A 19812-nucleotide genomic window follows, 5' to 3' on the forward strand; every position below is an offset into this window, starting at 1 on the left:
CCAAAAATAACAAAAAATAGCACAAAATACTTACTCTGTAATTTAAATATCTGATGACGTACGAAGGAATTCTAACTAAGATGCAAACGGAATTGGGCAATCCCATTCAATATTACCTTGTTTTTGAAAATAGTTTTCTAAACGTCAATCAGTTACTTGGCAAAGAAGTGGAACTAATTTTTGACGGCTTTCAATGTTTAAATTGCGGAAAACAAAAGAAAATTTTTCGTCAAGGTTTTTGTTACGACTGTTTTTACAGCAGTCCAGCCGTTGGCGATTGGATTATGAAACCCGAATTAAGTACCGCACATTTAGGAATCGAAGACCGAGATTTAGAATACGAGAAACAAGTGCAGTTAAAACCTCACATCGTTTATTTTGCATCTTCGAGCGAAGTGAAAGTAGGAGTGACGAGAAATACGCAAGTTCCCACAAGATGGATTGACCAAGGTGCCGAACAAGCTTTAGCCATTGTGGAAGTGCCAAACCGATATTTAGCAGGAATTACCGAAGTCGCTTTAAAAAGTCATTTTGCAGATAAAACCAATTGGCGAAAAATGCTGACCAACGATATTGTAGAAGTCGATTTGATGGACGAAAAAAATAAAGTTGCCGCTTTACTTCCAAATGAAGTTCGGGATTATTTCGATATAAACGCTTTTGATGTTACGTCGTTACAGTATCCTGTTTTGCATTACCCGAAGAAAATTACGAGCTTAAGTTTAGATAAAACGCCAAGTTTTCAAGGAAAGTTGATAGGAATTAAAGGACAATATTTAATTTTTGAAGATGGAACTGTTTTCAACGTGCGAAGCAACGAAGGTTATAAAGTTCGAATTTCCGTATAATAAAAAAGTACTTTTAAACAGTGTTTAAAAGTACTTTCTACATTTATAAAAGCTCAATTATTTCTTTTTCCCACCAAACAATCCATTGATTAAATCTTTGGCTTTGTCCTTAACTACTTCTTCTTTAGTTGGCGCTTTCGTCGTGTCTTTTTCTTTCGGATTTCCTTTTATTAAATTTTCAAGAGCAGTCGTTCCTTGATTAATCAATTTGTCTTTTTGTTGTTGTACCAATTGGTTTGCCAAATTAGTTACCGCCGATTTCATATCCGTTGAAATTTTCGGACTGCTAAAACTTCCCGTCATCATTGCATTTACAGGAATATTTTCAAGTTTCGCTGATTCTGCCGGAGTAAGTTTTGCCAATAAATTATTGACTTCACTTCCCAAATATTTCGCCGGAACGTTGAATTTCAAATCGTAATTCATCGATTGATCAAAACCATGTGTTCCCCCAACAGTTACTTTAATGTCTTGGTATTTCAAGTCAAATGGTTTAACAATGACTTTTCCATCTTTAAAAGTCAGTTGTGTTTTTAAATCATTGAAATTGATTTTACTCAAGTCAATAAATTTCACAGCACTGCTTAAAGTGGTTAGTAATTGTGAATTTTTAGCATTTACCGTTGTGGATAGCAATTGTCCAAACAAGTCACCCGTCATCGATTTCAAATCCGGAGTCATTTCTTTAGCATCTAAATTTCCGTTCAAATGAATCGTTGAATTTATTTTTCCATTGATAATTCCTGCAATTGGTGCAATGCTTTTTAACATGTCAAGTTGCGTAAACGATTGTTGAATGTCAACACCATTTAATCCCAATTCCATTGCAAAAACGGGTATTTTACTTTTGGTAGAAACCGAACCATTTGCCGTAATCAAGCCATTGAAAATATTAGTTTTTACATTTTGCAACGTCACCGCTTCGTTTTTCACCAACAAAACTCCAGACACATTTTTTAAGTTCAAATTATCATATACCACGCTGTTTGCGGAAGCATTTAATTTTACATTTAAAAATTTCGGAACTTTAATTTCTTCTTTAGTAGCTTTTGAATTTTCATTTTCAACCGTTTTCGTCATGAAATCACTTACCATGATTTGATTGGATTTCAAATTAAACGTTCCTTGAATGTCACCTTTTTTGAACAAGAACCCGTAGAAGTTTTCTAAAACACCATTGATTTGTAAGTCCGTTTTTCCGGTCGTTACATCAAGTTCTTGCAAGTTAATCGTCGAGGGATTAAATTGAGCAACCGCTCGATTAATGGTGTACACTTTCTTGTCGTCATCCGTATATTTAAAACCGGTAATGCTTACATTTCCTGAATTTTGAACTCGCTCGTATTGACTTTTATCAATCGATTCCATGTCAAATTTTGTCACGATATCCGCTTTCAAAACCCCCGAAAGTGGCGTTGTTAATTTGATTGGATATGCTTTTGAAACATTCGCTAAATTAATAGTTCCTTTCAAAGCTGCATCAATTAACGGATTTTCAGTGATATTTTTCACTTTTGCTTTCACATCAAAAACATCTTCGTCAATACGGAAGGAAAGTTGGTCTACATTCAAGTAAGTGTCTTTCATTAAACCACTGTCGTTAATGATTTTGGTGTCAATCATAATATTGGTCACTGATTTCGGTAAATCAGGATATTTGAATGAAGCGTTTTTAGATGAAATATCAATGTTGAATTTTGGAACCGTAGATTCGGTCAACATCCCTTTTGCAAAACCTACAACTGTAAAATCACCTGTAGTTTGAACTGTTTTTAAATTTCCAGCATATTGAGCCGGAATTACACCCAAAAAGTTTTTGAACGAAGAAGTTGGGGTTTTAAAACTCAAATCGTAATTCTGACCATTTTCCACCATTTGAATAAAACCGTCAAACTCCAACGGCAGTTGATTAATCAAGGCTGTGTTCTTTTTGAAAGTGTATTTGCTTTGTTCTAAATCAATTCCTAAAACGGCATCCAAATCCAGTTTTATGTTTTTCATGTAATTCGTAGAATCCATATCAAATGAAACTCGTGCTGTTGTTTTTGTATCCAAATCAAGTTTAGATGCGGCAAAATTCCCCGTTCCTTTGTGGTTCAAACTATCAATAACCAATTTCATTTTCGACATTTCATCAAAATATTTGAATTTCAAATTCTCAAATTCGTAATTCTGAATATTCAATACAAAAGGTTTGCTATCTTTTCTATCATCAGCCTTGTCGTCTTTCAATGCGATGTCAAAATTTCCAAGACCATTTTTGTCAAACAAAATATTTACTTTCGCGTCTTTTGAATAAAAAGATTCAATATTCATCGCTTCTCCGTCGCCTTTAAAAAGTTCTTTAACCGACATTTTTAAATTCACTTCACCCGAATACAATAACGTATCTCCTGCAAACGGCGCTTTGTTGATGATGCTCAATTTGTCAATTGTCACATTAGCCTGCGGAAAACTTTTAAGCAAACTCAAATCAATATCTTCAAATGCAACAGTTGCATCCAAGTTTTGATTGATGGAAGTGACCACCATTTGCTTGATTTTATCCTTGAAAATAAAAGGAATAGAAATAAGTGCGATGATGAGAATTAAAAGTACAATCCCCGTTATTTTTAAAATCTTTTTCAACATAATTCAGAATCTTTAGCGACAAAATTATTAAATAGAAAGCCAACTTATCTAACAAAATTAAATAAGTTGGCTTAATAATAACTATTTTTTTTCTTATTTTATAATTAACTCATAAGGCATAACGGTTTGAATACCGCTTCTATTCGAAATTTCTTTTACACGCTGCCAAATTTTGTAATTTTCTGTGCCAATTTCTTCCTCAATCAACGCAGCTTTTGAAGATGCGAAAGGAAATCCAGCAAACATCTCGCCAAATTTTGTATCAAATTCCGGGAAATTAATTGTACGGTATTCTTTGATTTTAGCCAATTTTGCCGCTTCCGCCAAAGCTTTGTCCATGCCTCCAATTTCATCCACTAAACCAATTTTCAACGCTTCAGCGCCAGTCCAAACTCTTCCTTGACCAATTTCATCCACTTGTTCGAAAGTCAATTTTCGACCAGTTGCCACACGATTTACAAAAGTTTTATAAATACGCTCGATGCTTTCTTGTGTGAATGCACGGAAATTATCAGTCAAAGGAACAAACGGACTGTAATCAGCCGAATTCGTATGTGTAGAAACTTGTTCGGTATGAATTCCGATTTTCTCTGTCAAAGTAGAAAAGTTAGGCAACATTCCAAAAACACCTATAGAACCAGTAATTGTTGAGTTTTCTGCGAAAATTTTATCCGCATTACAAGCGATGTAATAACCTCCAGAAGCGGCCACATTTCCCATAGAAACCACAACAGGTTTAACTTTTTTAGTCAATTCAATTTCACGCCAAATCAATTCAGAAGTCAAAGCGCTTCCACCCGGACTGTCAATTCGTAAAACAATTGCTTTGATGTTTTTATTATCACGTGCTTCTTTCAACGCACGATTCATTGATTTTTCACCAATATAATTCACACCACCTTCACCTGAACGAATTTCTCCTTGTGCATAAATAACTGCAATTCGGTTTTCAGAACTTTCGTTTTTCGGTTTCGTATTGTTGTTCAAAGCATAATCAACGATGTCAATTTTCTTATATTCCTTGTCTTTTTCCACTTTCAACGCTTTCTTAATTCCTGCGTGAAATTGGTCTTCGTAACCTACTTTGTCAATCAGTTTCGCCGCTTTTGCCATTTCAGGCGTTCGCGCTAAAAGTCCATCAGCAACGGTGTTCAATTCTTCAATTGAAATTTTTCGTGAAGTTGCAATATCACTTGCAATTCCGCTCCAAACGGAGTTTAGCAAAGCCGTAATTTGTTCGCGATTCGCATCACTCATGTTGTCAGAAATAAAAGGTTCAACGGCACTTTTATATTTTCCATGACGAATCACTTCCATTTTTACCCCTGTTTTTTCTTGCAGCGTTTTGAAAAACATCACTTCAGATGACAATCCTTTGAAATCCATTTCTCCCAATGGATTCAAGTAAATCGTATCCGCTACTGAATTTAAATAATATTCTTTTTGTGAATATACATCAGCATACGAAACGATAAATTTCCCTGATTTTTTAAACCGATTTAATTCGTCACGCAATTCTTTCAATTGAGCCATTCCTAGCATTGAATAATTATTGACGATGGTGATTCCTTTAATATTATCGTCTGTTTTTGCGTTTCCAATTGCATTCAAAATTTCGGTAAATCCAACTTTGTTTTCACCTTGAAATAAAGTTACTAACGGGTCAGTGAATTTTCCGGTGTAATCACTCGTAACGTTTTTCAAATTCAATTCGATAACTGAATTATTCTCCACTTTCACAAGTTCAGAATCACCACCGAAAATCACGCCGATAAAAATGATTCCAAAAACGAAAATCATGATAAATACAAACAACCCGACGATGGTTGCCAATACATTTCCTAAAAATCTCATATTCTTTTATTTTAGTTGATAAGTCGGTTAAACAAGGAAATTGTTACACTCGAATGAGAATTTTTTAAAAAATAGAGGAACTGAAAGTGTTTTACTTTTTTTAGAACTAGTTTTAATTAAATTTGCAATCTATGGAGGAGCAAAATAAAATCGTTTTATCAATTGGAAGCAACCAAGGCGACCGAAAAAGTATGATTCAGCAAGCGATTGATGCTATTAATCGGGAAGTTGCTACTGTAATATCTGTATCTAAATTATACGAATCACCTGCATGGGGTTTTGAAAGCGAACCTTTTTATAATTGCGCCATTTTGGTACATACTTCTAAACCAGTTTCTAAAGTTTTAAACAAAGTTTTAAAAATTGAAAAAAAATTAGGCCGCAGGCGAACAGATGAAGTAGGTTATAAAGCAAGACCGATTGACATTGACATTATCAGTTGCAATGATGAAAAGATTGAAACGTATTCGCTGCATATCCCTCATCCTCAAATGCAAAACAGATTGTTTGTTTTGTTGCCAATGAATGATTTAGACACGGATTTTGTGCATCCTGTTTTAAATCAAAATGTTCAAGAGTTAATAGCAAACTGTACAGACCAAGGTGAATGTAAAGTGATTGATTCAGTTGACAATCCGTTTAAAAAGACACAAATCAACAACTATAATTTCATAGCGATTGAAGGAAATATTGGTGCAGGAAAAACCACTTTAGCACATAAAATCGCCGATGATTTCAATGCAAAAAAAATACTAGAACGTTTTGCCGACAATCCGTTTTTACCAAAATTTTATAAAGACCAAGCACGTTATGCTTTTCCGTTGGAAATGTCTTTCTTAGCGGACAGATACCAACAAATTTCAGATGATTTAGCACAACTTGATTTGTTTAAAGACTTTATCGTTGCCGATTATCACATTTTTAAATCGCTTATTTTTGCAAAAGTTACGGTGACAGAAGATGAATTTCGTTTGTATAGAAAGTTGTTTGAAATTATTTACAAAGAAATTCCAAAACCGGATTTGTACATTTATTTGTACCAAAACACCGAGCGTCTTTTGCAAAACATCAAAAAACGCGGTAGAAGTTACGAACAAGAAATTCCGGCGGACTATTTAGAGAAAATAAATCAGGGATACTTTGATTTTATCAAAACGCACCCCGATTTGAATATTTTAGTACTTGATGTTTCCGATAGAGATTTCGTCAAAAACCAATCCGATTATATTTTTATTTTGGAAGAAATAGAGAAAGCGCTTTCAAAAAATTAGGCTTTTAACTGCTTGAATAAATCCCAAATTACAATTCCCGCACTCACGGCAATGTTTAATGAATGTTTCGTTCCCAATTGTGGAATTTCAACACAGCCGTCGCACAAAGCAACCGCTTCTTGAGAAACACCGTAGACTTCGTTACCAAAAACCAACGCATACTTTTTACTAGAATCAACAACAAACTCGTCTAATAAATAAGCTTGTTCCACTTGTTCAATGGCTAAAACAGTCACGTTTTCTGATTGCAATTGTTTGATGACGTCAAGCACATTTTTATTGTGTTCCCAAGCTACCGTTTCAGTCGCACCAAGTGCTGTTTTCTGAATTTCTTTGTGAGGAGGCGTTGCGGTAATGCCACACAGATAAATTTTTTCTATTAAAAAAGCATCCGCTGTTCTAAAAACCGAACCGATATTGTGCAAACTTCTGATGTCGTCCATCACGATAATTAATGGTGTTTTTGAAGCCGTTTTAAAATCTTCAACCGTTTTTCGGTCTAATTCAGAATTTTCTAATTTTCTCATTATTATATGCTTGATTGAACAAAAAAAAAGCCTCCTCTTCAGGAAGCTTTCTCTTAAATATTTTATTTTATTTAGCTTTTAACTGCAGTTTGAGTTGCTTCAGCTGCTTTTACATTTCCTTTAATTGTCAACACTTTTGAAGGTGTTTCTTTTGCATTACTCGTTAAAGTAAACGTTTTAGTAAACGGTCCAGGACGATTTGTGTCGTATTTAACACCAATTGTTGCTGAAGCTCCTGGTGCGATTGGCGCTTTTGGCCAAGTTGGTACTGTACAACCACAAGAACCTTGTGCATTCATAATGATTAAAGGCTCAGTTCCGTTGTTTGTGAAAACGAACTCACGGTTTCCATCAGCTTTATGCTCAATCGTTCCGTAATCCATTGTTTCATTTGTGAAACTCATTCCAGCTCCTTGTACTTTTGGAGCAACAACCACCTTCGAAGTTTTTACTTTTGTCGCTTTCTTAGAAGACTCTTGTGCAAAAGATCCAGAGAACGATAAAAGCGCTACTGCTGAAAATAATAATATACCTTTTTTCATTGTAAAATGATTTTTATAGTTTGATAATGACAAATTTAAAGAAATAGAATGATATTGAGTAGTATGTTTTCTTAAAATTGAATTAAATTTTATATAGTATCGGTTTAAACTTATAAAATTTTTAAATTCGCTAACTCAAATTTCATTCAAAAAATAAATACACAACCTTGAAAGCACCAAAAAAAGAAGTTAAAGAAACGCCGCTGATGAAACAGTATAATGATATTAAACAAAAATATCCAGATGCTTGTTTGCTTTTTCGCGTAGGCGATTTCTATGAAACTTTTGGTGAAGACGCCGTTCGGGCTTCTAAAATTCTTGGAATTGTTTTAACGAAACGTGGAGCAGGTTCTGAAACTGAAACGGCTTTGGCAGGATTCCCACATCATTCTTTGAATACGTATTTGCCAAAATTGGTAAAAGCCGGACTTCGGGTGGCGATTTGCGACCAATTGGAAGACCCAAAAATGACCAAAACCATTGTGAAACGTGGCGTGACGGAATTGGTTACACCAGGTGTTTCGATGAACGATGAAGTGTTGCATTCCAAATCGAACAATTTTTTAGCGTCGGTTTACTTTGGTAAAAAAAATATTGGAGTCGCCTTTTTAGATATTTCTACAGGGGAATTTTTGACGGCTCAGGGAAATGAAGAATACATCGATAAATTATTGCAAAACTTTAATCCGAGTGAAGTTTTGGTGCCAAAAGTAAATAAGGCAGATTTCAAAGCCACTTTTGGCGAAGATTTTCATGTGTTTTATTTGGAAGATTGGATTTACAAGGAAGAATATGCGTTTGAATTATTGACAAATCATTTTCAAACCAATTCATTGAAAGGTTTTGGCGTGGAAGATTTGCAAGAAGGAATTATCGCTTCGGGAGCGGCTTTGTATTATTTATCGGAAACGCAACACAATAAACGACAACATATTTCAACTTTACAGCGAATTGCGGAAGATGCTTACGTTTGGATGGACCGATTTACGATTCGGAATTTAGAGCTTTATCACAGTTACAATCCAAATGCAGTAACGCTTTTGGACGTGATTGACAAGACCATTTCGCCGATGGGAAGTCGGTTGTTGAAACGTTGGTTGGCTTTGCCGTTGAAAGATATGAAAGCCATTCAGAAACGCCATCAAGTGGTTGCTTATTTGAAAGACAATAAAGATTTGCTGAAAAATATTCAATACCAAATCAAACAAATTTCTGATTTAGAACGCTTGATTTCTAAAATCGCTGCGGGAAAAGTAAGCCCACGAGAAATTATTTATTTGAAAGATTCGCTCGACGCCATTATTCCGATTAAGAAAATTGCATTGGAAAGTAAAAACGAAGCGGTTAAGATTATTGGAGATAGCTTGCACAGTTGCGATTTGCTTCGCGAAAAAATCAAACTTACGTTGAATCAAGATGCTCCAGTGGCTTTAGCCAAAGGGAATGCGATCGCTAAAGGAATTAATGAAGAATTAGATGAATTACGAGCGATTTCAACATCCGGAAAAGATTATTTGGATGGAATTGAAAAGCGCGAATCACAACGAACGGGAATTTCTTCTTTGAAAATTGCGTTCAATAATGTATTTGGTTATTACATCGAAGTTCGAAACAGCCATAAAGACAAAGTGCCAACCGAATGGATTCGGAAGCAAACGCTTGTTAATGCCGAACGCTACATTACGGAAGAATTAAAAGAATACGAAACAAAAATTCTTGGTGCGGAAGAGAAAATCCAAAAATTAGAATCTGAACTTTTTGAACAATTAGTGGTTTGGATTTCAACGTACATAAAACCCGTTCAGCTGAATGCGAATTTAATTGCACAGTTGGATTGCTTGACTTCTTTCACGCAATTGGCAGTTGAAAATAAATATGTTTGTCCAGATTTAGACGATAGTTTTGAGTTGGAAATTAAAAATGGACGTCATCCTGTGATTGAAAAGCAATTGCCAATTGGAACGCCCTACATTGCAAATGATTTATTTCTAGACCGGGAAACCCAACAATTAATCATGATTACGGGACCGAACATGTCCGGTAAATCAGCTATTTTGAGACAAACGGCTTTGATCGTATTGTTGGCTCAAATGGGTTGTTTTGTTCCTGCGGAATCCGTTAGGATGGGTGTTGTGGATAAAATTTTCACTAGAGTAGGAGCATCTGATAATATTTCGATGGGCGAATCTACGTTTATGGTCGAGATGAATGAGACGGCTTCTATTTTGAATAATATTTCGGATAGAAGTTTAGTATTGTTAGATGAAATAGGTCGCGGTACAAGTACGTATGACGGAATTTCTATCGCTTGGGCAATTGCCGAATATTTGCACGAACATCCTTCAAAACCTAAAACACTTTTTGCAACGCATTATCATGAGTTGAATGAAATGTCGGATATTTTTGGTCGCATCCAAAACCATAATGTTTCTGTGAAAGAATTAAAAGACAATGTACTTTTTCTTCGAAAGTTGGTAAAAGGAGGAAGTGCTCATAGTTTCGGAATTCACGTGGCAAAAATGGCGGGAATGCCACAAACCGTTATTCTTCGTGCTCAAAAGATTTTGAAGAAATTAGAAAAAAACCATTCTTCCGAAGCTTTGGACGGCGTGAAGAATGAAACACAGGAAATGCAAATGAGCTTTTTTAATTTGGACGACCCATTATTGGAAGAAATCAAAGACGAAATTTTAAATATTGATATCAATACGTTGACGCCTGTAGAAGCTTTAATGAAGTTGAATGAAATCAAGCGGATGCTAATTAAAAAATAAGTTTGTTAAAATTTTATTTTTAAAAAGTACATTTTCAGAAGGTTATAAATTAGATTGGAAATAATTTAAAAAAACGTTTGCACAAGTAAATAAAAGTGCTACATTTGCACCCGCATCACAGCAATAGTGAAGCAGTTCTTTAAGATTTTGAAATGCGAAAATAGCTCAGCTGGTAGAGCGCGACCTTGCCAAGGTCGAGGTCGCGGGTTCGAGCCCCGTTTTTCGCTCTACAATACACGCTCGGATGGTGGATATCTTTAATTAATTTTTTTAAAAAAATTATATCCAACAAAAAGGTAAATCGCTCGGATGGTGAAATTGGTAGACACGCTGGACTTAAAATCCAGTGAACAGCAATGTTCGTGCGGGTTCAAGTCCCGCTCTGAGTACTAAAGCTCGTAATGAAAATTACGGGCTTTTTTTTTGGTATAAAGTGTACTTGTATTTAAATTAAAAAAAGCTAAATAATTTCACTTTGAAAATCTTTAATTAAAAAGTAGATTGCCTACAAGAAATTTCAAAAATAAAATTGAGCTTTTAGATATCTTGACTTTACAAATCTAGATTCAATTTTCATTAAATTTTTTCAATTTCCAAAACCAATTCTTCATAAATGGGGGCTTTCGTTATTTCTAAAAAACACAACGACGAATATAAATTTGTGTACACTTCACGCAAAGGAAAAATTGTATTCAGTAGTAAGTCCTATGAGCTTAAAATGTATTGTGAGGAAGATATTGAAATCATTAAAGCAAATGCGGCAGATGCTCAATGTATAAAGTTTAAAGCGTCGAATGGGGCATTTTTCTACAAACTTATGATTGGTGAAAAAGAATATGCTAAGAGTAGGAAATTCAATACAGAATTGCGGTTAGCAAAAGGAATTGCTGAAGTGGCATTATATGTTTCTAAAGCAGAAGTTTTGGATTTTTCTGGCGCACCGGTTTTTGTCGACTAAAAAAAAAGCAAAAAAAAACCCCGCTAAAAGCGAGGTTCATTTTTTCTGTAATTTGTTACAATTACTGAGCTACTTCAGTAGTAGTTTCAGTAGTAGTTTCAACAGCCATAGTATCAACAGAAACTTCAGTTGTAGTTTCTTCAGTTACTGGAACTTCGATTGTAGTTTCTTCAGTTGTAGTTTCTTCAGTTTTAGTATCTTTACAAGATACGAAAGAAACGCTTAATGCCAATACTAATGCTAAACTTAAAAATGCTTTTTTCATCTTACTTTTTATAAAAGGTTAATTATTAATTCGATGCAAAGATATAAATTTTTTGATACGATAATTTTTTTTTGTAAAAATTTTCAAAAAAAATAAATACCTCTTCAACGATAAAGTGATTTACAATTACTGTGCCAAAAACACAAAACCATAAAGAAAACTTAATAATCGTTAATTTTTATTCTTATTTTTTTTAACCTTCTGTTTTTTAGACGATTGTTTGTTCTTTTTTGGGTGAACTAATTTCATTTCATCTACTAAATGTTTTGCACCTGCATATTTATCGATGATAAATAGTACATACCGCATGTCTACCATGATGTTTCTGCAGATAGCAGGGTCGTAATAGATGTCGCTCATTGTACCTTCCCATACACGGTCGAAGTTCAAACCAACTAAATTTCCATGAGCGTCAATCGCTGGACTTCCTGAATTTCCTCCTGTAGTGTGGTTTGTTCCAATGAAGTTCACAGGTATTTTTCCATTTTCAGCATAAGGACCGTAATCTTTCTTATTGTATAAGTCAATCAATTTTTCCGAAACATCAAATTCATAGTCGCCTGGAATGTATTTTTCCATAACTCCGTCTAAATAAGTTACCGGTGTGTAAACTACCGCATCTCGTGGTTCGTATCCTTTTACAACGCCGTAAGTTACTCGTAATGTACTATTCGCATCCGGGAAAATACGAGAATCTTTGTTTAACTCCAATTGTGCTTTCATGTACGTTCTTTGCAACGCACTTAATTCAGTATTTATGGATTCAAATTTAGGATTTACGTCTTTCAAGAAGGCGTCAGCTAATGTTTTTACCAACTGGTATCCTTTGTCGTTATTCAAGTTTTTCAATACGGTTTGCGTATCACCTGTCAATAATTCTTTCACACCTTCATACGTAGTCATTTTTGAAGTTCCGTAAACGGATGCTGTCAATTGTGCAATATTGGTGTTTTTCAAATTTGAAGGTATGAACTGCTGTGGAGACTTATTTAAATACAAATCAATCAGTTGTTCAAACACTTTTTCGTCCACTTGAACATTAAAGTTTTTGTAGAAATCACCTAAACCGTCACGCAAATTGTTCTTACGGTCTGTAAATGCTTGATCTCCTCTTGTGCTTTGAACTTGTTCCAACTGGTATAATTTGAAACCTAGACCAAGAAGTTCCGTATTTCTTAACACCACTTCCATAAAATAATCACGACTTAAAGTATAAGGTAAAATTTCTGCATAATTCTTATCGAAATCTGCTAGTAAGTTTCCGTATTCCGCTTGTTTTCCTGCTTTAACAACTTTTTGTTGAAACGCTTTCTCTTGGTCTTTCTTCACTTGAACGGCGTTTGATTTCTTCAAACCTTGCGTCTCGCCAATCCATTTTTTGTAATAATTTGCAATTCCTGCGTATTTCGATGCATATTGAATTTTAATCGCTTGGTCTTTACGCATAAATCCGTCCGTTACTTTTAAAGCACGGTCTCGAATTTCAATTTTCGCTGGATTCGTTTCGTTTACAATTTGTTCTACTGCAACTGCCGGTAAATACTCGGTAGTTCGTCCTGGATAACCAAAAACTAAAGTGAAATCATCTTCTGCAACGCCGTCAAGCGAAACCGGTAAAAAGTGTTTAGGAGTATAAGGCACGTTGTCTTTTGAATAAGCCGCTGGACGATTGTTCTTGTCTGCGTAAATTCTAAATAAAGAGAAATCACCTGTATGTCTTGGCCAAACCCAATTGTCTGTATCTGAGCCAAATTTCCCAATTGAACTTGGTGGCGCTCCCACTAATCGAACGTCAAGAAACGTTTCAGTTACGAAAAGCATGTATTGATTTCCTTCAAAAAAGGTTCTAATTTTGATTTCCTGAAAGCTTTCTTTTGGAAATGATTTATTTAAATCGGCAATGTTCTGTTGAATTTTTTTCTGTTTTTCAACTTCAGAAGTTAGGGCTTCAACGCCATTTAAAATTTGTTTGGTTACGTCTTCAATTTTTACAATGAAAGTAACGTCCAAATCTTTATTTGGCAATTCATCTTCCATTTTCATCGCCCAAAAACCATTGGTCAAATAATCATTTTCTACTGATGAATGTGCTTGAATTTGGCTGTAGCCACAGTGGTGGTTTGTAAGTAAAAGTCCTTTTGGAGAAATTACTTCGGAAGTACAACCTCCGTTAAAATGCGGAACGGCATCTTTCAAACTCGATTTATTGACATCGTAAATATCGGAAGCCGACATTTTCATGCCTAAATTTTTCATTTCTGTTTCGTTCATTCCTTCTAATAACGAGGGAATCCACATTCCGCCTTGTTGGGCTTGGGTTTGTACAACGAAAAATAACAAAAGTACTTTTAAAAATTTCATGTAATAATGGGTTTTAGTAAAAACAAAAAAACACTTCGCTTTGGACGAAATGTTCGGCAATATACTATTTTAAGTCCTAAAACGTGTAGAATTAACATTTTTTAGGGCTTTGGCGTAAGCTTCATTAAATGCCGATTGTGAATAATATAGTCGTTTGATAAATAAAGTTTTCTAGCTACTTCATTATGTGATTCAATTTCCAAATAAATGATTTTCAACTCTTTTTGAATTGCTTGATCGTGTACGAACTCAAGTGTCGTTTTTCCAATTCCTTTGCCTCTTGCGTTTTCATTCAAATATAATTCGTCAAGGAAAGCGATTTTTCCTTGGTACTCAAAACTGAACATGTAGGTTAAAATTACATAGCCAACAATAATTTGGTCGTGTGAGATTAGCCAACAATTGCCAAAATTTTCATTTTCAATAAAAGTTTGAAACAATTTTTTAGTGGTTTCAGCTTCTATTGGATAATTATCGATTGCGTAAAAATCTTCCATCATTGGAACAATTAATTCGATATCGGATTTCTTTAAAGGATGAAATTCTATCATATATTTTTTCTAAAAAGGTTGTGGTATGATACTTATCAGTGGGAAAAGCTTGAACTGAATAGAATCGACCATAAGCACAAGATAATTACTTTGATAGAATATCACTATTATAATTTTCATAAAACTTAATTTCATAAACATTTCAGGATTCAAACCGCTCATCTATTAAAAAATACCACTCGTCATTTTTTGAACTTTCAATGGTTGGATTAGAAGTAAATTCGAATATCAAAAAAGAGTTAAATTTTATTTCACATTTAAAAATTAGAAATTATGATCGCATTAGCAATAGCATTGGTTGAAATAGTGATGGATTTTATCATGTGGTTGTTTTAGTATTCAAGGGTAAAAGCATCAAAAATTAAAATATTTTATCACGAATTGATTTTAGTGGATTGATAAAATTTATAAATACTAACTTTGGCTAATCAACTATTAATTTAGGCAAAGGATTATAAAATAGAATAATGAAATTAACTAGAAGTTATAAGTACCACATCATAAACTTAATAGGGTGGATGTTGTATGTTTTCTCTACCCTTACTTTTGATAAATTGTCATACGGTTTTTTCGAAGTGGAGATTTGGACATCAAGCCATCAGAACCGATTTAATTATCTTATAGCAGAAGGAACATTATGCGCCATTTTAGGTTTTCTACTGTCTTACATTATCTTGTATCTTTTTGAAAAATCAATTGATTTTTCAAACGTTAAAAAAAAGAACGTTGTGATTTTGGTAGCTGTTTTCTTTGGAGTGCAAGTGTTGTATCATATTTTATTATGGCCGATGTTAGATATTCCGGCAGTTTACTATTTGGATAGAACTTTTAGTGATCAGTTGAGCTTTTTGATGAAATTAGCGAACATCCCATTTTTCTTTGTAGCTTTTTTAGTATGGTTTTTTGTTGTCGCTTCTTATGAAGTTTTTCAATATTTAAATGTAATTAAGTTGAATAAATTGGAACTTGAAGGCAGTCTGAAAGAGGCAAAGTTGAATACTTTGAAAGGACAGATTAATCCACATTTCATGTTCAATAGTCTCAATAATATTCGAGGACTTGTCTTGGAAGACCCAAATAAATCGAGAGAAATGATTACAAGACTCTCTGAAATGTTGCGATTTTCATTATTGAAAAACGATATGGATTCGATTAAATTAGAGGAAGAAATTGAAGTAGTTGACAATTTCATCGCAATTTCTAAAATTCAGATGGAAGAGCGATTGCAGTTTATCAAAGAAATTGAACCCGAAACTTTGAATATGAAAATTCCGCCAATGGTCATTCAGCTTTTGGTTGAAAATGCAATTAAGCATGGAATTTCAAATTATAGAGAAGGTGGTTTAGTGAAATTAACCACGAAAATTTCAAAGGATAATTTGATTATAGAAGTGCAAAATACGGGACAACTTACTATAAGTCAAGAATCTACACAACTTGGACTGAAGAATATTAAAGATAGAATTTCGCTTTTGTATGGAAAAGAAGCTTCATTTAAGTTAGAAGAAATTGAAAACAATGTAATTGCTACGATAATACTACCATTAAAACAGAAAGATGAATAAAATTAATGCAGTAATTGTTGAAGATTCGCGATTAGCTAGAAATGAGCTCAAGGAATTGATAAAAGATTTTGCTGAAATTAAAATCATTGGCGAAGCAGAAAATGTTGATGATGGATTCAAGCTAATTACTGAATTACGTCCGGATTTGCTTTTTCTAGATATTAATATGCCGGAAAAGGACGGTTTTGAATTATTGGAAATGTTAGATGATGTTCCTATTACAATTTTTACAACTGCTTTTGATGAATATGCAATTAAGTCATTTGAATACAATGCACTAGATTATCTGTTAAAACCAATTAACCCCAAAAGATTCGCACTTGCAATTGAAAAAGTAAAACAGATTGTTGCCGACAAACAAACTAATAATGAACGAAAATTAGCGTTGTCCAATCAGATTTTCATTAAGGATGGAGAGAAATGTTGGCTCGTGAAAATTGAAGATATTTACTTAATTGAAGTCGACGGAAACTACAGCAAAGTATTTTTTAAAGATAAAAAAGCAATTGTTGCAAAGTCACTCAATCAGATTGAAGCAAAATTACCCGAAGAATTTTTTTTTAGGGCGAATAGAAATCAGATTATCAATATCCAGTATGCCACCCAAATCGACCCTTGGTTCAGTGGCAATCTCCTAGTTCATTTACCAAATGAGAATAAAGTTGAAATCTCTAGAAGACAAGCCAGTGCTTTTAAAGAAAAGTTGAGTCTATAAGTTCAAAATTTGATTGAGAATCGTCGTCGTCGCTCCTTTATTCATTTGCACAAAAGTGCTGGAAATATGTCCTTTATCAGCCCGAATGTCTTCGTTGCGAATTAAATTTTCGAAGGCTTCATCCATTTCCTTTTGTGTTGAAATTGATACGCAACCTTCCATATTTACTAAAGCTGTTGCTTCCGCAAAATGAGAATAGTTTGGACCAATAATTATTGGAACACCAAAAGTTGCCGGTTCTAAAATATTGTGGACGCCGGGATTTCCAAATCCGCCACCCACATAAGCGATATCTGCGTAGCTGTAGATTTTGGTTAAAATCCCGATTGTGTCAATGATGAATACATCGTAATCCGATATTTTGTCATTTTGAATTTTATTGTCATTCTGAACTTGTTTCAGAATCTCTTCCTTTTCAGAAAACAGAATTGTTTTTTTAGTAATACTTTTCTTTAATTCTGCAATTTGTTCGCTTTTAATATTATGAGGTGCAATGATAAATTTCACATTGTGATTTGTAGAATTAATAAAATTCACCAATAATTCTTCGTCTTTCGGCCATGAACTTCCCACAACAACTGTCAACGCATCATTTTTAAATGCTGAAATAAAATCTAACGAATTGTCTTTTTCTAAAATTGCTGCGACTCTGTCAAAACGAGTGTCGCCTGAAACAGTAACGTTTGTTTTTCCTAATTCCAATAAAAGTTCTTTTGAAGAGGAATTCTGTACAAAAAAGTGATGAAAAGCATTCAGAGCTGTTCTGTAAAATCCGCCGTACCATTTAAAAAACAATTGATTTTTTCTAAAAACACCGGATATTAAGTAGGTTGGGATTTCTCGTTTTTTAAGTTCGTTTAAGTAGTTTGGCCAATATTCATATTTGATAAAGAAAGCCATTTCAGGACGAACAAGCTCAATAAATTGATTCGCATTTGAAGGCGTGTCTAAAGGCAAGTAAACTACTACATCTGCAGCTTTCGTATTTTTCCGAACTTCATAACCTGAAGGAGAAAAGAACGTAAGTACGATTTTATGATTTGGAAATCGGTTTTTTATTTCTTCCATTACAGGCAAACCTTGTTCGTATTCACCCAAGGAAGCGGCATGAAACCAAATGCATTTATCTGTAGGAGAAATCTGACTTTTTAAAGTTGTAAAAACATCTTTTCGTCCGTCAACAAACAATTTTATTTTGGGACTGAATAACGCAATCACCTTTACTAAAAAGGAAGCAATGTAAGTTATGAGATTGTAAAGAAAATGCATTCAAAAAAATTTAGGGCTAAATTACATTACTTTGCTCTAATTTCATTGGTTAAGCGTCATTAAATGTTTATTTTTGCTTGATTTTAAATCGTATTCTTAAGATGAAAAAAATTCAAATGGTTGACCTTAAAAGTCAATATGAAAAAATAAAGGAGACCGTAAACGCTTCAATTCAAACGGTTTTAGATACCAATACTTACATAAACGGACCGGAAGTGTATGCTTTTCAGAAAAATCTGGAAACGTATATGGGCGTTAAGCACGTGATTCCTTGTGCAAATGGAACAGATGCGTTGCAAATTGCCATGATGGGCTTGGGTTTGCAACCCGGCGATGAAGTGATCACTGCTGATTTTACATTTGCCGCAACGGTGGAGGTGATTGCTTTACTGCAATTGACGCCAGTTTTGGTTGATGTGGATTTAGTAAATATGAATATCTCGATTGACGCAATTAAAAAAGCGATTACGCCAAAGACTAAAGCAATTGTTCCTGTTCATTTATTTGGCCGTGCGGCAAATCTGGATGCGATAATGGACATTGCAAACGAACATAATTTGTTTGTTATTGAAGATAATGCACAAGCAATTGGTGCTAATTTCACAAATAGAAAAGGCGAAAAAACTAAAGTTGGGACTATTGGTCACGTAGGTTCAACTTCATTTTTTCCTTCTAAAAATTTAGGTTGTTATGGAGACGGTGGAGCGATTTTCACGAATGATGATGCTTTGGCGCACACAATTCGTGGAATTGTAAATCACGGAATGTACGTTCGGTATCACCATGATGTTGTGGGGGTAAATTCGAGATTAGACAGTATTCAGGCTGCGGTTTTAAATGCAAAATTGCCTTTGTTAGACCAATATAATTCAGCTCGTCAAAATGCAGCTCGAAAATATTCAGCGGCTTTTGAAGGTCATGAAAATATTATCGCACCAATGATTTGTGACGTTTGCGATTGCCACGTTTTTCACCAATATACTTTGCGAATTGTAAATGCAAATCGCGATGCATTGATGCAACATTTGTTAGACCACGAAATTCCTTGTGCGATTTATTATCCAATTCCGTTGCACAGTCAGAAGGCTTACAAGGATTCGCGTTACAAAGAGGAAGATTTTCCTGTTACAAATCAATTGATTCAAGAAGTGATTTCCTTGCCAATGCATACGGAATTAGAAGACGACCAAATATCCTTTATTACAAAAACAGTTTTAGACTTTTTTAATAAATAATCAATGGAAAATAAGTCGAGCAAAATTAGCCCGCTTCAAATTGTCGTTTTTATAGTAAGTTTTGCAGTTGCTTATTTTGCGGTTGATTATTTCTTTTCTAGAAATGAGGCTACACCTAATGAGATGCTTGTAACCGTTTCGAAAGAAATGAATAAAACAATGCCTAAAATGGTGGATGCTGAAACGAGATTAGACAGTACTTCGGTCGAAAATTCAACACTAAATTATCATTATACTTTGGTAAATGTAGTAAAGGATTCTACTGAAATTGATTTAGACGAAGTAAAAAACACTATGAAATCGCGTGCACAAATGAACATAGATACAAATGAAGCAATGAAAGACTATCGGGAAAACGATCTTTCGTTGCAGTACATTTTTGTAGATAAAGAACAAAACAAGGTATTTGATTATACCGTAAAACACCAAAAAACGAAATAGCACTT

General features: G+C 34.2%; 16 protein-coding genes and 2 tRNA genes. 10 read left to right on the plus strand and 8 right to left on the minus strand.

The annotated features are described in order from the left end of the window. The first annotated feature begins 53 nt into the window (after nt 1-53). Nucleotides 54-848: a DUF2797 domain-containing protein gene (locus YWA_RS0101125; protein WP_022826656.1), complete on the plus strand. Its 795-nt coding sequence runs from the start codon at nt 54-56 to the stop codon at nt 846-848. Nucleotides 849-905: 57 nt separating this feature from the next. On the opposite strand, the gene YWA_RS0101130 is transcribed toward YWA_RS0101125, so the two are convergent. Together YWA_RS0101130 and sppA are read right to left on the minus strand one after the other, a co-directional pair. Beyond that, entirely contained in the window at nt 906-3479 is a 2574-nt protein-coding gene (locus YWA_RS0101130) for an AsmA-like C-terminal region-containing protein (protein ID WP_022826657.1), read from the minus strand. Nucleotides 3480-3572: 93 nt separating this feature from the next. Further along, complete coding sequence (gene sppA / locus YWA_RS0101135) at nt 3573-5333, minus strand: signal peptide peptidase SppA (RefSeq protein ID WP_022826658.1); 1761 nt, start codon at nt 5331-5333, stop codon at nt 3573-3575. A 131-nt stretch (nt 5334-5464) separates the two neighbouring features. On the opposite strand from sppA, the gene folK reads away from it, so the two are divergent. Further along, the gene (gene folK, locus YWA_RS0101140) at nt 5465-6604 is read left to right on the plus strand and encodes a 2-amino-4-hydroxy-6-hydroxymethyldihydropteridine diphosphokinase (protein ID WP_022826659.1); all 1140 of its coding nucleotides are present in this window, start codon (nt 5465-5467) and stop codon (nt 6602-6604) included. Here the strand turns inward: folK and YWA_RS0101145 are convergent. Then, on the minus strand, nt 6601-7131 hold the full coding sequence (locus YWA_RS0101145; RefSeq protein ID WP_022826660.1) for an RNA methyltransferase: 531 nt from the start codon (nt 7129-7131) through the stop codon (nt 6601-6603). The two genes, folK and YWA_RS0101145, sit on opposite strands and share 4 nt — an antisense overlap. Nucleotides 7132-7202: 71 nt before the next feature. Continuing rightward, a complete protein-coding gene (locus YWA_RS0101150; protein ID WP_022826661.1) occupies nt 7203-7673 on the minus strand; it encodes a DUF1573 domain-containing protein in 471 nt (156 codons plus the stop codon). 206 nt (nt 7674-7879) lie between these two features. On the opposite strand from YWA_RS0101150, the gene mutS reads away from it, so the two are divergent. The 4 genes from mutS (at nt 7880) to YWA_RS0101170 (ending at nt 11405) form a co-directional block, all read left to right on the plus strand. Then, complete coding sequence (mutS, locus tag YWA_RS0101155; protein WP_157505289.1) at nt 7880-10447, plus strand: DNA mismatch repair protein MutS; 2568 nt, start codon at nt 7880-7882, stop codon at nt 10445-10447. 154 nt (nt 10448-10601) lie between these two features. Continuing rightward, nucleotides 10602-10674: transfer RNA gene (locus tag YWA_RS0101160), tRNA-Gly, on the plus strand. A gap of 76 nt (nt 10675-10750) precedes the next feature. After that, a tRNA-Leu gene (locus YWA_RS0101165) sits at nt 10751-10836 on the plus strand. Nucleotides 10837-11060: 224 nt separating this feature from the next. Further along, nucleotides 11061-11405, plus strand: coding sequence for a hypothetical protein (locus YWA_RS0101170; protein ID WP_022826663.1), 345 nt, complete (start codon nt 11061-11063; stop codon nt 11403-11405). A gap of 61 nt (nt 11406-11466) precedes the next feature. On the opposite strand, the gene YWA_RS0101175 is transcribed toward YWA_RS0101170, so the two are convergent. From YWA_RS0101175 to YWA_RS0101185, 3 genes are all read right to left on the minus strand, one after another. After that, nucleotides 11467-11670 (minus strand): hypothetical protein, encoded by a 204-nt coding sequence (locus YWA_RS0101175; protein ID WP_022826664.1) that lies wholly within the window; start codon nt 11668-11670, stop codon nt 11467-11469. A gap of 171 nt (nt 11671-11841) precedes the next feature. Continuing rightward, nucleotides 11842-14031: a S46 family peptidase gene (locus YWA_RS0101180; RefSeq protein ID WP_022826665.1), complete on the minus strand. Its 2190-nt coding sequence runs from the start codon at nt 14029-14031 to the stop codon at nt 11842-11844. A gap of 101 nt (nt 14032-14132) precedes the next feature. After that, on the minus strand, nt 14133-14582 hold the full coding sequence (locus YWA_RS0101185) for a GNAT family N-acetyltransferase (RefSeq protein WP_022826666.1): 450 nt from the start codon (nt 14580-14582) through the stop codon (nt 14133-14135). A gap of 467 nt (nt 14583-15049) precedes the next feature. On the opposite strand from YWA_RS0101185, the gene YWA_RS0101195 reads away from it, so the two are divergent. Beyond that, nucleotides 15050-16147 (plus strand): sensor histidine kinase, encoded by a 1098-nt coding sequence (locus YWA_RS0101195; protein ID WP_022826668.1) that lies wholly within the window; start codon nt 15050-15052, stop codon nt 16145-16147. Beyond that, nucleotides 16140-16862, plus strand: coding sequence for a LytR/AlgR family response regulator transcription factor (locus tag YWA_RS0101200; protein WP_022826669.1), 723 nt, complete (start codon nt 16140-16142; stop codon nt 16860-16862). Before YWA_RS0101195 ends, YWA_RS0101200 begins: the two co-directional genes overlap by 8 nt. Here the strand turns inward: YWA_RS0101200 and YWA_RS0101205 are convergent. Then, nucleotides 16857-18131 (minus strand): 3-deoxy-D-manno-octulosonic acid transferase, encoded by a 1275-nt coding sequence (locus tag YWA_RS0101205; RefSeq protein WP_022826670.1) that lies wholly within the window; start codon nt 18129-18131, stop codon nt 16857-16859. The genes YWA_RS0101200 and YWA_RS0101205 overlap by 6 nt on opposite strands. A gap of 101 nt (nt 18132-18232) precedes the next feature. On the opposite strand from YWA_RS0101205, the gene YWA_RS0101210 reads away from it, so the two are divergent. Next, a complete protein-coding gene (locus YWA_RS0101210; RefSeq protein WP_022826671.1) occupies nt 18233-19366 on the plus strand; it encodes a DegT/DnrJ/EryC1/StrS family aminotransferase in 1134 nt (377 codons plus the stop codon). A 3-nt stretch (nt 19367-19369) separates the two neighbouring features. Further along, the gene (locus YWA_RS0101215; protein WP_022826672.1) at nt 19370-19807 is read left to right on the plus strand and encodes a hypothetical protein; all 438 of its coding nucleotides are present in this window, start codon (nt 19370-19372) and stop codon (nt 19805-19807) included. The last annotated feature ends 5 nt before the right edge of the window (nt 19808-19812 follow it).

The organism is Flavobacterium antarcticum DSM 19726 (genome assembly GCF_000419685.1).
In the GTDB taxonomy this organism is placed as follows: domain Bacteria; phylum Bacteroidota; class Bacteroidia; order Flavobacteriales; family Flavobacteriaceae; genus Flavobacterium; species Flavobacterium antarcticum.